16 protein-coding genes are annotated in these 14,418 nt (G+C 66.1%); 11 read left to right on the top strand and 5 right to left on the bottom strand.

The genetic code is table 11. The features are described from left to right. Positions 1 to 27 precede the first annotated feature (27 nt). Positions 28 to 717, top strand: a complete 690-nt coding sequence (recO, locus tag N7333_RS12200; RefSeq protein ID WP_129481527.1) for a DNA repair protein RecO — start codon at positions 28 to 30, stop codon at positions 715 to 717. Beyond that, positions 710 to 1,456, top strand: a complete 747-nt coding sequence (gene pdxJ / locus N7333_RS12205; protein ID WP_003245452.1) for a pyridoxine 5'-phosphate synthase — start codon at positions 710 to 712, stop codon at positions 1,454 to 1,456. Before recO ends, pdxJ begins: the two co-directional genes overlap by 8 nt. A 103-nt stretch (positions 1,457 to 1,559) precedes the next feature. Here the strand turns inward: pdxJ and N7333_RS12210 are convergent, their stop codons facing one another. Beyond that, positions 1,560 to 2,444, bottom strand: a complete 885-nt coding sequence (locus tag N7333_RS12210) for a LysR substrate-binding domain-containing protein (protein WP_129481526.1) — start codon at positions 2,442 to 2,444, stop codon at positions 1,560 to 1,562. Between the two features lie 117 nt (positions 2,445 to 2,561). On the opposite strand from N7333_RS12210, the gene N7333_RS12215 reads away from it, so the two are divergent. Further along, positions 2,562 to 2,825, top strand: coding sequence for a hypothetical protein (locus N7333_RS12215; protein ID WP_129481525.1), 264 nt, complete (start codon positions 2,562 to 2,564; stop codon positions 2,823 to 2,825). A gap of 27 nt (positions 2,826 to 2,852) precedes the next feature. Here N7333_RS12215 and cmoB read toward each other — a convergent pair whose 3' ends face one another. The 3 genes from cmoB to N7333_RS12230 all read right to left on the bottom strand — a co-directional run bounded on the left by cmoB (position 2,853) and on the right by N7333_RS12230 (position 5,300). Further along, positions 2,853 to 3,821 carry a tRNA 5-methoxyuridine(34)/uridine 5-oxyacetic acid(34) synthase CmoB gene (gene cmoB, locus N7333_RS12220; RefSeq protein ID WP_279858876.1) on the bottom strand — a complete coding sequence of 323 codons (969 nt, stop codon included), beginning with the start codon at positions 3,819 to 3,821 and terminating at the stop codon, positions 2,853 to 2,855. Further along, complete coding sequence (gene cmoA / locus N7333_RS12225; RefSeq protein ID WP_279858877.1) at positions 3,818 to 4,561, bottom strand: carboxy-S-adenosyl-L-methionine synthase CmoA; 744 nt, start codon at positions 4,559 to 4,561, stop codon at positions 3,818 to 3,820. Before cmoA ends, cmoB begins: the two co-directional genes overlap by 4 nt. A gap of 100 nt (positions 4,562 to 4,661) precedes the next feature. Further along, positions 4,662 to 5,300, bottom strand: coding sequence for a lysoplasmalogenase (locus N7333_RS12230; protein ID WP_279858878.1), 639 nt, complete (start codon positions 5,298 to 5,300; stop codon positions 4,662 to 4,664). Positions 5,301 to 5,453: 153 nt separating this feature from the next. Between N7333_RS12230 and N7333_RS12235 the strand changes: the two genes are divergently transcribed. Further along, positions 5,454 to 6,689: an RNA polymerase sigma factor gene (locus tag N7333_RS12235; RefSeq protein ID WP_129481522.1), complete on the top strand. Its 1,236-nt coding sequence runs from the start codon at positions 5,454 to 5,456 to the stop codon at positions 6,687 to 6,689. An 89-nt stretch (positions 6,690 to 6,778) separates the two neighbouring features. Here the strand turns inward: N7333_RS12235 and rapA are convergent, their stop codons facing one another. Continuing rightward, on the bottom strand, positions 6,779 to 9,622 hold the full coding sequence (gene rapA, locus N7333_RS12240; protein WP_129481521.1) for an RNA polymerase-associated protein RapA: 2,844 nt from the start codon (positions 9,620 to 9,622) through the stop codon (positions 6,779 to 6,781). 173 nt (positions 9,623 to 9,795) lie between these two features. On the opposite strand from rapA, the gene N7333_RS12245 reads away from it, so the two are divergent. The 7 genes from N7333_RS12245 to N7333_RS12275 all read left to right on the top strand — a co-directional run. Then, complete coding sequence (locus N7333_RS12245; RefSeq protein WP_100547471.1) at positions 9,796 to 10,089, top strand: aspartate-semialdehyde dehydrogenase; 294 nt, start codon at positions 9,796 to 9,798, stop codon at positions 10,087 to 10,089. A 36-nt stretch (positions 10,090 to 10,125) separates the two neighbouring features. Next, a complete protein-coding gene (locus N7333_RS12250; RefSeq protein ID WP_096826043.1) occupies positions 10,126 to 10,725 on the top strand; it encodes an alpha-ketoglutarate-dependent dioxygenase AlkB in 600 nt (199 codons plus the stop codon). Continuing rightward, on the top strand, positions 10,722 to 10,883 hold the full coding sequence (locus N7333_RS12255; RefSeq protein WP_177490988.1) for a hypothetical protein: 162 nt from the start codon (positions 10,722 to 10,724) through the stop codon (positions 10,881 to 10,883). The genes N7333_RS12250 and N7333_RS12255 overlap by 4 nt, the downstream gene beginning before the upstream one ends. 201 nt (positions 10,884 to 11,084) lie before the next feature. Next, positions 11,085 to 11,201 (top strand): cytochrome c oxidase subunit CcoM, encoded by a 117-nt coding sequence (gene ccoM, locus N7333_RS12260; protein ID WP_012018052.1) that lies wholly within the window; start codon positions 11,085 to 11,087, stop codon positions 11,199 to 11,201. 213 nt (positions 11,202 to 11,414) lie between these two features. Further along, on the top strand, positions 11,415 to 13,403 hold the full coding sequence (locus N7333_RS12265; protein ID WP_129481511.1) for an FUSC family protein: 1,989 nt from the start codon (positions 11,415 to 11,417) through the stop codon (positions 13,401 to 13,403). Then, positions 13,390 to 13,593 carry a DUF1656 domain-containing protein gene (locus tag N7333_RS12270; RefSeq protein WP_003245425.1) on the top strand — a complete coding sequence of 68 codons (204 nt, stop codon included), beginning with the start codon at positions 13,390 to 13,392 and terminating at the stop codon, positions 13,591 to 13,593. Before N7333_RS12265 ends, N7333_RS12270 begins: the two co-directional genes overlap by 14 nt. Positions 13,594 to 13,607: 14 nt before the next feature. Continuing rightward, positions 13,608 to 14,418, top strand: an 811-nt coding sequence (locus N7333_RS12275; protein ID WP_279858881.1) for an efflux RND transporter periplasmic adaptor subunit, incomplete at its 3' end; no start/stop codon positions are given.

Here is a 14,418-nt window from a genome sequence, read left to right on the forward strand (position 1 = left end):
GCGTGGCGCATTCTGGCGGTTACTGACATGACTTCTGCCGCCTACGTTCTGCACAGCCGCCCGTACAAGGAAAGCAGCGCCCTGGTGGATTTCTTCACCGCCCAGGGCCGCGTGCGTGCGGTACTGCGCGCCGCGCGCGGCAAGGTCGGCAGCATTGCCCGGCCATTCGCCCCACTGGAGCTGGAGCTGCGCGGGCGGGGCGAGCTGAAGACGGTGGGGCGTCTGGAAAGCGCCGGCATTCCGCTGTTGCTGAGCGGCGAGGCGCTGTTTTCCGGGCTCTATCTCAACGAACTGCTGATCCGCCTGCTGCCGGCCGAAGATCCGCACCCTGTGATGCTCGAACACTACGGTCTGACGCTGCAGGCTCTGGCTGCCGGTCGTGCGCTGGAACCGCTGCTGCGTGCATTCGAATGGCGCCTGCTGGACGAGCTGGGCTATGGTTTCGCCCTGGATCGCGATCAGCATGACCAGCCCATCGACCCTGCGGCGCTGTACCGCTGGCAGCAGGACATCGGCCTGGTGCCGGTGATACAACTGCAGCCTGGCGTGTTTCAGGGCCGCGAGCTGCTGGCCATGGCCGAAGCCGACTGGCAGACGCCGGGCGCGCTGGCTGCCGCCAAGCGCCTGATGCGCCAGGCGCTGGCACCCCATCTCGGCGGCAGGCCACTGGTCAGCCGCGAACTATTCATGACGCTCAAGGAGTCCAAGCGTGACTGAGGCCAATCGTATTCTGCTCGGCGTGAACATCGACCACGTCGCCACCCTGCGCCAGGCTCGTGGCACGCGCTACCCGGACCCGGTCAAGGCCGCGCTGGACGCCGAAGAAGCAGGTGCCGATGGCATCACCGTGCACCTGCGCGAAGATCGCCGACACATCCAGGATCGCGACGTGCGCGTGCTGGCCGATGTGTTGCAGACGCGGATGAACTTCGAGATGGGCGTTACCGACTTCATGCTCGGTTTCGCCGAGCAGATTCGCCCGGCCCATGTCTGCCTGGTACCGGAGACCCGTCAGGAGCTGACTACCGAAGGTGGCCTGGACGTCGCCGGTCAGGAAGCCCGCATTGCCGCGGCGGTGGAGCGTCTGACGCTGGCCGGTTGCGAGGTGTCGCTGTTCATCGACGCCGAGGAGCGGCAGATCGAGGCCGCCATGCGCGTCGGCGCGCCGGCCATCGAGCTGCACACCGGCCGTTATGCCGATGCCCATACGGCGGAAGAGGCCGCGCAGGAACTGTCGCGTATTCGCGATGGCGTCATCTGCGGCCTGAACCACGGGCTGATCGTCAATGCCGGCCACGGCCTGCATTACCACAACGCCGAAGCCGTGGCGGCGATTCCCGGCATCAACGAGCTGAACATCGGCCATGCCATCGTCGCCCATGCGCTGTTCGTCGGCTTCAAGCAGGCAGTGGCCGAGATGAAGGCGTTGATCGTCGCGGCAGCCTACCGCGGCTAACCTTATGCCGCCGATCAACGACCGGTCGGATGGCTTCTTGTAGGGTGCGCCGTGCGCACCGGCCAGGCTCCGCGGTATTCCCGGTGCGCATGGCGCACCCTACCTAGCCTTGCGCAAAGGCTTGGATCATCTGCGTAGCGAGGGCCTCGACAGCCTCGTTACGCTGATGACCGCGTATCAGCTTGATGTGATATTCGCCCAGCGGCGGCAGCCCCTGTTCTGCGCCGAGTCGGCGCAGTGGCGGCTTGACCAGGCTGCGCGGGAAGGGGGCGATGGCCAGGTCGGCGGTCATTGCCGCTTCCTGGCCAGCGCACTGCTCGCAGGAGTAGGCAATGCGGTAGGCCACCCCCTGGCGATCCAGTGCATCGAGCGCAGTCCTGCGCCAGGCGCAGCCGGGGTTGGCCAGTGCCAGCGGCAGGGGCGAGCGCTGTATGGCCAGGCCTCCATCACGCCCGGCCCAGACCAGCTCCTCGGAATAGATCACTTCGCCGCGGGCATCATCCAGGCCGTCATTGCCGGCGTTGATCAGGGTCAGATCCAGCTCGCCGGCATCCAGCTTGGCCACCAGATCCACGCTGCGCCCCACGTTCACCTCGACCTCCACCGCCGGATGGCTGCGGGCGAACAGGGTCAGCACGCCCGGTAGCACGCGGTCGCCGATATCGTTCGGCGTGCCGAAGCGCACGCGGCCAGTCAGCGTCGGGGTGAGAAAGCGTGCCACCGCCTCCTCGTTGAGCTTGAGCAGGCGCCTGGCATAGCCCAGCAGCACCTCGCCTTCAGCGGTCAGGCGAACCTGTCGTGCCTCACGGATAAACAGGCGCTGGCCGAGAGTTTCCTCCAGGCGCTTGATCTGCAGGCTCACCGCCGCCGTGCTGCGAAATACCTGTGCGGCGGTGCGTGTAAAGCTGCCGCTGTCGGCGATGGCGACGAAGGTGCGCAGCACATCGCTTTCCAGAAGCGGCAGAGCAGTCGGAGTGGTGGCGTTCATGATTGTTAAAAATTACTTAACCTTGACTTTGGTATTTGTCGTTTGTTTGAACGATAGGTGCGTTTCATCCTGATCGCAAGCCCGGCAAAAAGCCGGCTGCGAAACGGAGGAAAGGTCATGAAAGGTTCGAGCAATTGCAACGAGTCGCATCCGCCCATGCCCGAGTTCTATATGCCGGCCATGTGGCCGCTGGATCTGCAGAACGCCATAGTCGACTGGATCGGCGCCTGGTTCTGGCGTCGGCGCATGCGCCGCCTGCTGGCGCAGGACATCGAGGGACGGATTCGCCTGGGCAGCGCCCGCGGTGTGGTGGAGCAGGGTGCTGGTGAGCCGCTGCGGCTCATTGCACAGCGGCGGGCTTACTGGTTGCGCGGGCGGTAACGCCCATTCATTGGTGCAGGTAGTGCGCTACGGCTTGCGTGCAATCAGCACGGCGCGGGTCGGTGCCGGCAGGCCTTCGACGGTGCGGCTGTGATCGGCCGGGTCGAGAAACTCCGGCAGCGACTGGAAGCGCATCCACTCGGTGGCGCGTTGTTCGTCCACCGAGGTGGTGCTGACATCCACGCAACGCACGTCCTCGAAACCGGCGCGGCGCAGCCAGCGTTCCAGCGCCGGCACCGAGGGCAGGAACCAGACGTTGCGCATCTGCGCGTAGCGGTCTTCAGGCACCAGCACCTGTTCGGCATCGCCTTCGACCACCAGGGTTTCGAGTATCAGTTCACCGCCCTTGACCAGCGCGTCCTTCAGATCGAGCAAGTGGTCGATGGGCGAGCGACGGTGGTAGAGCACGCCCAGAGAGAACACCGTGTCGAAGCCCTGCAGCTTGGCCGGCAGTTCCTCGAAGGCCAGCGGCAGGTGCCACACCGGTTGCTCCGGCAGGTAGCGCTTCATCGCCAGGAACTGGCAGAGGAACAGCCAGTTGGGGTCGATGCCGACCACGCTGCCCGCACCCGCACCGAGCATGCGCCACATGTAGTAACCGTTGCCGCAACCGACATCGAGGATGCGCTTGCCGGCCAGGTCCAGGTGCGGGGCGACGCGCTGCCATTTCCAGTCCGAGCGCCATTCGGTGTCGATGTGCACGCCGAACAGTTCGAACGGCCCCTTGCGCCAGGGAATCAAGCCCTGCAGAGCAGCCTTCAATTGCGCGCGGCTGGCCTCGTCGCAGGCGCCGCCAAAGGCGAAGCGTTGAACCAGTTCCACCTCGCTCACCGCCAGGTCCGGCAGGGCCTGCACCGCGCCATACCAGCGCGCCAGGTCGCCGTGACCGATGGCCAGCTTGGCATCGAGTTGGCCCGGCAGGTCGGCTGTCCATTCCTGCAGCGGGCTGCCGGCCAGTTGTGCCTGCAGGGCGTCGAGATCCAGATCGCGCATCATGGCAGGGCCACCAGCGAGGCGAAGTTCAGGCACTGGAACCAGGGCACTACCTTGCTGAAGCCGGCAGCCAGCAGGCGTTCGCGATGCTGCTCGAGGCTGTCGGGCAGCATGACCTTCTCGATGGCGCTGCGCTTCTGCGCGATTTCCAGTTCGCTGTAGCCATTGGCGCGTTTGAAGGCGACATGCAGCTCGGTGAGCAGCTCATGCTCGGCGGCGTCCTCGAAGCGCAGCTTCTCCGAAAGGATCAGCGCGCCACCGGGCAACAGTGCCTGGCGAATGCGCGTGAGCAGCTCCAGGCGCCGCTCCGGCGGGATGAACTGCAGGGTGAAGTTGAGCGTGACCAATGAGGTGGGCTGCAGGTCGAGGGCGAGAATATCGGCCTCGATCACCTCCACCGGCAGCAGCTCCTGGAACATGGCGTCCTGGGCATGCAGGTATTCGCTAAAACGCGCGACCATGGCCGGGGAGTTGTCCACGGCGATGACCTTGCAGCCATCGATGCGCACATGGCGGCGCAGCGCCTGGGTCACCGCACCGAGCGAGGCGCCGAGGTCATACAGGGTGGTGTGCGGCTGGGCGAACTGGCCGGCGAGCACGCCGATGTTCTCGACAATGGTCGGATAGCCGGGCACCGAACGCTTGATCATGTCGGGAAACACCCGCACCACATCCTCGTTGAAGACGAAGTCGGGCACCTCGGCCAGTGGCTGGGCAAATAGGCGATCGGGTTCTTGGCTCACGGCAGTCGCAACGGGTAGCGGAAAAGGCCGGCATTTTAGCCAAGTGCGGGCGAACAGTCAGGGCTTTCCCGACTGCTCGCTGCAGGGCATTAACGGCCTGCTAGGCCTTGGTGCGTTGGAAGGCCGAAGCGGTGATGCCCCACTGGCCGAGCCAGTAGGTGAGGATGATGGCGTAAGGCGCGGCGTCGAAGCTGGCGACGAAGCGGTCGATGCCGATCAGGCTGTCGGACAGCACGAAGAGCGCCGCACCGCCGGCGGCCAGCCAGGTGGAGCGCGGCTGCAGACCCGGGTGGCCGATGCGGGCCAGCGCGCGCCACAGCATCAGGCTGATCGCCGTGGCATAGCAGGCCACCGGGATCAGCAGCTCGCCCAGGCCGCTGCTGGCCAGCACGGCGAACATCGCGCCACCGGCGATCAGCGCCAGCAGCAGAGCGGGCAGGGCCGGTTGCCGGCTGTCGGAGACGTAGGCGCGCAGGTAGGCCAGATGGCCGAGCAGAAAGGCGCCGAGGCCGCACACGAACAGATCGCCGGGCCAGTCCAGCAGGATGTCGCCGGCCAGGGAGAATACAAGACCAACGGCGATCCAGCGGCGGTAGGTGCCGGCCGGCGCCTGGCGCAGCCAGAGCAGCAGGGCGATCACCGGGATGCCCTTGGTCAACAGGCTGAGCTGGGCATCGCCGGTAATCCGACCGTAGAGAAATACCGCAGCCCCCGCCAGGCCGAGCAGCAACCAACGCATAGCAAGACTCCCTTCGTTCTTGGAATGGCGCGACTATGCCCAGCGACCGAACGGCTGCCAATGCGACGGGCGCCAAATCGAGGGGCGGATCGTGCCGCCACTCGACGCCGCCGGCGGTATTGGGCACCGTATGCGTTCGTTCAGGAGAAGCGCATGTCGATATCGCCACCTGTCACCGAACTGATCGAGCGCCTTTACCGCGAGGAGTCGCGCCGCGTGCTCGCCACCCTGATCCGTCTGCTGGGCGATTTCGACCTGGCCGAGGAGGCGCTGCACGAGGCGTTTCGCAGTGCGGTCGAGCAATGGCCGCAAGGCGGTGTGCCGGACAACCCGCGCGCCTGGCTGGTCTCTGCCGGGCGCTTCAAGGCCATCGACAACCTGCGTCGGCAGCGCCGCTTCCAGCCGCTGGATGAACAGGCCGAGTTGCCCGACGAGGGTGACGCCGAAGGGGGCGAACTGCTCGAGGACGACCGCCTGCGCCTGCTCTTCACCTGCTGTCACCCGGCGCTGGCCAGTGATGCCCAGGTGGCTTTGACCCTGCGCGAGGTGTGCGACCTGACCACCGAGGAGATCGCCCGCGCTTTCCTCTCCAGCCCTGCGACCCTGGCCCAGCGCATCGTGCGGGCCAAGGCGAAGATTCGCGACGCGCGCATCCCTTACGAGGTACCGGGGCGTAGCGAGCTACCCGAGCGGCTGGAGGCGGTGCTGCGGGTGGTTTATCTGGTGTTCAACGAAGGCTACTTCGCCAGCTCGGGTGATTCGCTGACCCGCAGCCAGCTGTCCGACGAGGCCATACGCCTGGGCCGCTTGCTGCTGGAGTTGCTGCCCGAGCCGGAAGTGCAGGGGCTGCTGGCGTTGATGCTGCTGCACGAGTCGCGACGCGCTGCGCGCAGCGGCGTCGATGGTGAGGTGATTCTGCTGGAAGCCCAGGATCGCAGTTTGTGGAATCGCGAATTGATCGCCGAAGGCGAGGCGCTTGTGTTGCAGGCGCTGCACTCGCGGCGTTTCGGCCCCTACAGCCTGCAGGCGGCGATTGCCGCGGTGCATGCCGAGGCGGCCAGTCTGGAAGAAACCGATTGGGCGCAGATCGTCGGCCTGTATGACGAGTTGCTGCGCCTGAACCCCTCGCCGGTGATCGAGCTCAACCGCGCCGTGGCACTGGCCATGCGTGACGGTGAGCAGGCGGGGCTGTTGGAGATCGACCGTCTACTGGCCGCGGGCGAACTGCAGGGTTACCACCTGGCCCATGCGGCGCGGGCCGATCTGCTGCGCCGGTTGGGCCGCCGCGAGCAGGCGATCGCTGCCTACCGCCAGGCCCTGGCGCTGGCGCAACAGGGGCCGGATCGGCAGTTTCTGCAGAGCAGGCTGGAGGAGTTAGGTGACCCGTAGGGTGCGCTGTGCGCACCACATACGAGTGATAGGCGCTGCGGTCGTGTGCACCGAAATTCTTCGGTGCGCACGGCGCACCCTACGTACGGTTAGCCCGCGACCAATACGCGAATCGCTTCCAGGCGCAGGGCGGCCTTGTCGAACATCGCCAGGCTTTGTTCGCGCTGCTCGCGCAGGGCCTCGATCTCGCTGTCGCGTACGCTCGGGTTGACCGCGCGCAGGGCGATCAGACGGGCCAGTTCTTCGTCCAGTTCGGCGATCAGGCGACGCTTGGCCTCGGCCACGCGCTCGACATGGCGCGGCATGACCTTGGCTTCGGCGTCATTGATCTGCTTGGCCAGCACATCGCGCTGGGCCTGGACGAACTTGTTGGCGCTGGCCCGTGGCACGCTTTCGAGCTGGTCGTTGAGGGTCTCGAAACCGACCTTCGGCGCCAGGTCGTTGCCATTGGCGTCGAGCAGGCAGCGCAGCGCGGCTGGAGGCAGAAAGCGTCCCAGCTGCAGCTTGCGCGGGCCGACCACTTCGCTGACGTAAAGCAGCTCCAGCAGCACGGTACCGGGTTTGAGCGCCTTGTTCTTGATCAGCGCCACCGCGGTGTTGCCCATCGAGCCGGACAGCACCAGGTCCATGCCGCCCTGCACCATGGGGTGTTCCCAGGTGACGAACTGCATGTCCTCGCGGGCCAGAGCCTGCTCGCGGTCGTAGGTGACGGTCACCGCTTCGTCGTCGCCCAGAGGGAAGCTGGCATCGAGCATCTTCTCGCTGGGGCGCAGGATCAGGGCGTTGTCGGAGTGGTCTTCGCTGTCGATGCCGAAGGCGTTGAACAGCTCTTCCATGTAGATCGGCAGGGTGAACTGGTCGTCCTGCTCGAGGATCGCCTCGACCAGCGCTTCACCTTCGCCGGCGCCGCCGGAATTCAGCTCCAGCAGGCGGTCGCGGCCGCTGTGCAGTTCGCCTTCCAGGCGAATGCGCTCGGCGGTGGCTTCGTCCACCAGTTGCTGCCACTGGCCGTCGTCGCCGCTTTCCAGCAGCGGCAGCAGGCGCGGGCCGAACTGGTGCTGCAGGGCGTTGCCGGTGGGGCAGGTGGCGAGGAAGGCGTTCAGCGCCTGGTGGTACCACTGGAACAGGCGCTCTTGCGGGCTGTTCTCCAAGTACGGCACGTGCAGCTGGATGCGGTGCTTCTGGCCGATGCGGTCGAGACGGCCGATACGCTGCTCGAGCAGGTCCGGGTGGGCCGGCAGGTCGAACAGCACCAGGTGATGGGCGAACTGGAAGTTGCGGCCTTCGGAGCCGATTTCCGAGCAGATCAGCACCTGGGCGCCGAATTCCTCATCGGCGAAATAGGCCGCCGCGCGGTCGCGCTCGAGGATGCTCATGCCTTCATGGAACACCGTGGCGGGGATGCCGGAACGCACGCGCAGGGCGTCTTCCAGATCCAGCGCGGTCTCGGCATGGGCGCAGATCACCAGCACCTTGAATTTCTTGAGCATCTTCAGGGTGTCGATCAGCCACTCGACGCGCGGGTCGATGCGCCACCAGCGTTGCTCGTCGTCGATCTCTTCCTGTGCCTGGTAGCTGACTTCCGGGTACAGCTCGGCGTGCTCGCCGACCGGCAGCTCGAGGTATTCGTCCGGGCTCGGCAGCGGGTAGGGGTGCAGCTCGCGCTCGGGGAAGCCCTGCACGGCGGCGCGGGTGTTGCGGAACAGCAGGCGGCCGGTGCCGTGACGATCCAGCAGTTCGCGCACCAGGCGGGCGCGGGCGTCGTCATCGCCGCTGTCGACGGCGTCGAGCAGCTCACGGCCTTCATCGCCAAGGAAGCCGCCAATGGCATCGCGTGCCTGGGCGCTGAGCTTGCCCTGGTCGAGCAGTTCCTGCACCGCTTCGGCCACCGGGCGGTACTGGCTGCTTTCGGCGCGGAAGGCTTGCAGATCATGGAAGCGATTGGGATCGAGCAGGCGCAGACGGGCGAAGTGGCTGTCCTGGCCGAGCTGTTCCGGGGTGGCGGTGAGCAGCAGCACGCCGGGGATGACCTCGGCCAGTTGTTCGACCAGCGAGTATTCGGGGCTGGCCTGCTCCGGGTGCCAGACCAGGTGGTGGGCTTCGTCGACCACCAGCAGGTCCCAGCCGGCTGCGAACAGCGCGTCCTGCGCCTTTTCGTCGTCCTTCAGCCACTCCAGGGCGACCAGCGCCAGCTGGCAATCCTCAAAGGGGTTGCTGGCGTCGCTTTCCATGAAACGCTCGGCGTCGAACAGGGCGACGTCGAGGTTGAAACGCCGGCGCATTTCCACCAGCCACTGGTGCTGCAGGTTTTCCGGCACCAGGATCAGCACGCGGCTGGCGCGGCCGGAGAGCAGCTGGCGATGGATCACCAGGCCGGCTTCGATGGTCTTGCCCAGACCTACTTCGTCGGCCAGCAGCACGCGCGGTGCGATGCGGTCGGCCACTTCGCGGGCGATGTGCAGCTGGTGGGCGATCGGCTGGGCGCGCGCACCACCCAGGCCCCAGAGGGACGACTGCAGCAGGCGGCTGTTATGCTCGAGGCTGTGATAACGCAGGGCGAACCAGGCCAGCGGGTCGATCTGGCCGGCGAACAGGCGGTCGCTGGCCAGGCGGAATTGGATGAAGTTCGACAGCTGGGTTTCCGGCATGGTCACCGGTTTATGCTGGGCATCGAGGCCGTGGTAGACCAGCAGGCCGTCGACGTCTTCGACCTCCTGCACGGTGAGCTTCCAGCCCTCGAAGTGGGTGATTTCGTCACCCGGGGCGAAGCGCACACGGGTCAGCGGGGCATTGCGCGTGGCGTACTGGCGGGTTTCGCCGGTGGCCGGGTAGAGCACGGTGAGCAGGCGGCCGTCCTCGGCGAGGATGGTTCCCAGACCCAATTCCGCTTCGCTGTCACTGATCCAGCGTTGCCCCGGTTGATACTGCGCCATGCCTGTCTCCCGCGTGAAAAAGCCGGCTATGGTAACGGATGCGGCGCCGCGGCCAAAGCGGTCGTGGCACTATTGCCGTTCGGCTTAGTCGAAAGTGTAGCGAGCACCGGCTAACAGGCTGTTAAAGTCGCGGATGACGGGGCCGACAACCCGACCAAAGGAGGTGCTGAAACGTGCTACCGCCTATCCCCCACAGCCTGGTGCCGGTCACTGCCTCGCAGGACGTGATCAAGCCCAAGCCCGAGATTCCTCCGGTGACCCCGGCCGAGGGCAGCGCCAAGGAAAGTGCGCTGAGCCTGGACAAGCGCCATCCGCAGGAAACCGAAGAGCTGCTGCGCGATGAACAGCGTCGGCGGCAGCGCCGTGGCTACACCCCCGAGCAGCTGGCCGAAGCCGAGCCGGAAGAGGTGGAACAGGCGCTGGGCGATCTGCCACGAAAGGGACTTTGGGTGGATGTGGAAGTCTGAGACACTGATTTCATCCTCTTCTTCATAGACCTCACGATGCTGTTCGCCGACCCCTTGCCCGCACTTGCCGATGCCGAGCTGGACTATCTACCCGGCTGGGTCGACGCCGCACTTGCCGACAGCTGGCTGCAAGCCCTGGTCGAGCAGACGCCCTGGCAGCAGCCGGAGCTGTTCATCCATGGCCGTTATCACCGCACGCCGCGTCTGACTGCTTGGTATGGCGAGCCGGAGGCGCGCTATCGCTACTCCGGCAAGCTGCATGAGCCGTTGCCTTGGACGCCGCTGCTCGACGAGATTCGTCAACGGGTCGCGAAAGAGGTCGGTCAACCGCTCAATGCCGTATTGCTCAACTATTACCGCGACGGCCAGGACTCCATGGGCTGGCACAGCGATGCCGAACCCGAGCTGGGGCGCAACCCGCTGATCGCCTCGCTGAACCTGGGCGGCAGCCGGCGCTTCGACCTGCGCCGCGTTGGCAGCACGCGCATCGAGCATTCGCTGACGCTGCAGCACGCCTCGCTACTGGTCATGCGCGGGCCGACCCAGCATCATTGGCAACATCAAGTGGCGAAGACGCGCCAAGCCTGTGCGCCGCGCCTGAACCTGACCTTTCGCCTGATCCGGTTTCCGCTATGAGCAATGACGACAAGCTGGTCGATTTCGCCGCCGAGCGCGACAAGCGTATCCACGACCTCAACGACAAGCGCCTCAACGAGATGCGCCAGGCGTTCGAGCAGGTGCTGCCGCTGGGCAAGGCCAAGAAGAAGTCGAAGAACAAACCGAAGAAGCGCTGATTCTCCCTCCTGAGTTCCGCCCCTGGCGGCCGCTTGGCCGCGTCCGCTGCCGTCGTACCCTCCCGTTTTCTTGACCTGCGTCAGTATTCCCGGCGCATCGATCCCGGCTGCTCCGCCGCGATTGATCCAGGTCAATTTTCCCGCCCCCGGCGCTGCTAACGTGAAGCCATCCCAGACAGACAGGCACAACAGGAGGCAGCCATGTTCGTCGATACAGTGGTTCTCGCCGGAGTCGGCACCGTACTTCTGATGATCGCCTTTTGTGGGGGCGTTGGTTACTTCATCTGGAAGGATGCGCACAAGCGCAAGCAGAGCTGATCCTTCCAGCTCACAGGGCACGCAAGGCAATTTGGGCGACTTCGGTCGCCCTTTTTTTGTTTCCGCGGTTGAGGTCCGGCTTGGCTTTCAGCAAAGCCGTGCAGAAAAGATGGAATTCCATTAATATTGGTAGCTACCTAATAATTAGGTTGGTCTGTAGGCCGGTCATCCGCTCGTCTACGCTTTCCATCTGAACCATAAAGCTGCATTTTCATGCGCAATACCTTGCTGCTCTTCCTGGCCCCCAGTGCGCAGGCCGCACAATTTGCCATCAAGACCCTGCTGGGCGGTGGTCTGGCGCTTTGGCTCGCCTTTCGCTTCGGTCTGCAGCAACCGCAGTGGGCGCTGATGACGGCCTTCATCGTGGCTCAGCCGCTGTCCGGCATGGTGGTGCAGAAGGGCCTGGCACGTCTGCTGGGAACGCTGGTGGGCACCTGCATGGCGGTGTTGATGATGGCCCTGTTCGCTCAGGCGCCCTGGTTGTTCCTGCTTGCCCTGGCGGCCTGGCTCGCCCTGTGTACCGCCGCCTCGACCATGCTGCGCAGCGCCTGGAGCTATTCCTTCGTACTGGCCGGTTATACCGTGGCGATCATCGGTCTGCCGGCCATCGATGCGCCGCTGACGGTTTTCGATCAGGCGGTGGCGCGTTGCACGGAGATCTGCCTGGGCATTATTTGCGCCACGGCAGTCAGTGCCATCCTCTGGCCGCAGCGGGTCGAGCGGCAGTTGGTGCAGCAGGCACGTAGTGCCTGGCAGGCGGGGGTAGGGGCGGCCGCTGCGGCGCTGGCCGGCCAGGCATCGGCGCGTCAGGGGCTGCTGGAGGTGCTGGGCCGTATCGTCGCGGTGGATGCCCAGCGCGAGCATGCCTGGTTCGAAGGCAGCCGCGGCCGCCAGCGCGCCCGTGCATTGCGTGGTCTGAGCCGCGATCTGCTTACCCTGCTGCGTCTGGCACGTGGCGTGGCACGGCAATGGCGGCAGTTGAACGAGGCGCAAAGTCATGCCCTGGCGCCCTGGCTGGAGCAGGTGCAAGCGCAGCTGCAGGCAACAGAGCGCGATCAGTTGCCTGCATTGGCCTCTCGCCTGCGCGAGGCTGCGGAGGATGATGCGCTCGACGCCGCGCAGCGCTTCTGTCTGGAGCGCCTGGCGCTGCTGGTGCTGCGACTGGATACCGCCGGTCATTCTCTGGCGGCGGTGGAGCGCGGTCAGGTGACCGGCGAGGTGCCGCCGGCCTTGTCCTGGCACAGCGATTGGCAGACGGCGGCGGTCTACGGTGCGCGCAGCGCTCTGGCGTTTCTCGCGCTCTCGGCGTTCTGGCTGGCCACCGGCTGGACCGCTGCCAGCGGTGCACTGCTGCTGACCTGCGTGGTCTGCAGCCTGTTCGCCAGCCGCGAGAATGCCGCGCAGATCGGCCTGCTGTTCATGCGCGGGATCTTCTACGCGTTGCCGGTGGCCTTCTTCGTCGGCCAGATCCTGCTGCCACAGCTGAACGGCTTCGCCATGCTCTGCCTGGCGCTTGGCGTGCCGCTTTTCTTTGGCGCGCTGGGCATGGCCAGCCCGGCGCTGGGGGCGACGGCCACCTCGTTCAGCCTGCACTTCATCGTGCTGTGCGCCCCGCAGAACGATATGCACTACGACGTCGCCTTCTTCCTCAACGAGTCCCTGGCCATGCTGATAGGCGTCGGCTGTGCGGTGCTGGCATTCAACCTGGTGGTCCTGCGCAATCCCCGCTGGCATGGCCGCCGCTTGCTGCGCGCGACGCTGCAGGATCTGGCCCGGCTCACGCGGCAGCCGCTGGTCGGCGCCGAAAGCTGGTTCGGTGGCCGCATGGCCGATCGCCTCCTGCAGCTGGCCCGGCACTATCCGGTGCTGCCCAGCCAGAGTCGCAGCCGTTGGGATGACGGCGTCGCCAGCCTCGACCTGGGCGACGAGCTGCTGCATCTGCGCGCCTGTCTGGCAGCGGGAGATCGCGCGCTGGGCGCGGCCGAGACCCAGTTTCTCGAGCATCTGCGCCGGCAGCTGCTGCTCGGGCCGGCACCACAGCGCAGCGCCGCGCTCGACGACGCGCTGAGCGACCTGCTGCAGGCACTGCGCGCTGCGCCGCCGAGCATCGACCGGCGCCTTGCCGAGGCGGCCCTGCTGCAATTGCGCCAAGGCTGGCAGCACTGGTGCGAACAACAAGGGGAAAACCATGGGGTTGCGTGAATGGTCGCTGGGCGGCGTGCTGCTCAGCCCGATGCTGCTGTATGCACTGCTGGCGCTGCTGCTCACCGGGCTGCTGCGTCTGGGCTTGCAGCGCCTCGGTGTGGCGCGCTGGATCTGGCATGAGGCGCTGTTCGACTGCGCCCTGTATGTCTGCGTATTGGCGGCCGTGGTGGCCGTGCTGGGATATTGAACGAGGAGAGTGACATGCGATTCACCCTGCGTGTCGGCATTACCCTGAGCCTGGTGGCGGTGGCCGTGCTGGCCGGCGCCTGGTTATGGCAGCACTACCTGTATTCGCCGTGGACGCGCGACGCGCGGGTGCGCGCCGATGTGGTGACCATCGCCCCCGATCTGGCCGGCTGGGTACGCGAGCTGAAGGTGCGCGACAACCAGCATGTGGCGGCGGACGAGTTGCTGATGAGTCTGGATCGCGAGCGTTACCAGGTCGCCCTCGAACAGGCGCAGGCCGTGGCCGAGACCCGCCGCCAGCAGTTGCTGCTGCGCGAGCACGAGGCCGGCCGTCGTATGCGCCTGGGGCCGCAGGCGATCAGCGCCGAACTGCGCGACAACGCCCAGATCAGCGCCGAGATCGCCCGCGGCGAGTATCGCCAGGCGCAGGTGGCGGTCAGGTCCGCCGAACTGGACCTGGCGCGCAGCGAAGTGCGGGCGCCACGCGCCGGGCAGGTGACCAACCTGCGCCTGGCCGAAGGCAACTACGTGCGAGCCGGCGAGCCGGTGCTGGCCCTGGTGGACGAGTCGTCCTTCTATGTGCAGGCCTATTTCGAGGAAACCAAACTGCCGCGCATCCGCATCGGCGCGCCAGTGGAAATCTGGTTGATGAGTGGCGATCAGCCGCTGCGCGGCGAGGTGGAGAGCATCAGTCGCGGCATTGCCGACCGCAATGCCAGCCCGGATGGACAGCTGCTGGCCGATGTCGAACCGACCTTCAACTGGGTGCGCCTGGCGCAGCGCATTCCGGTGCGGATCAAGCTCGATGAGGTGCCTGCAGGCGTGG

The organism is Pseudomonas sp. GD04158 (genome assembly GCF_029834875.1).
In the GTDB taxonomy this organism is placed as follows: Bacteria; Pseudomonadota; Gammaproteobacteria; order Pseudomonadales; family Pseudomonadaceae; genus Aquipseudomonas; species Aquipseudomonas hydrolytica.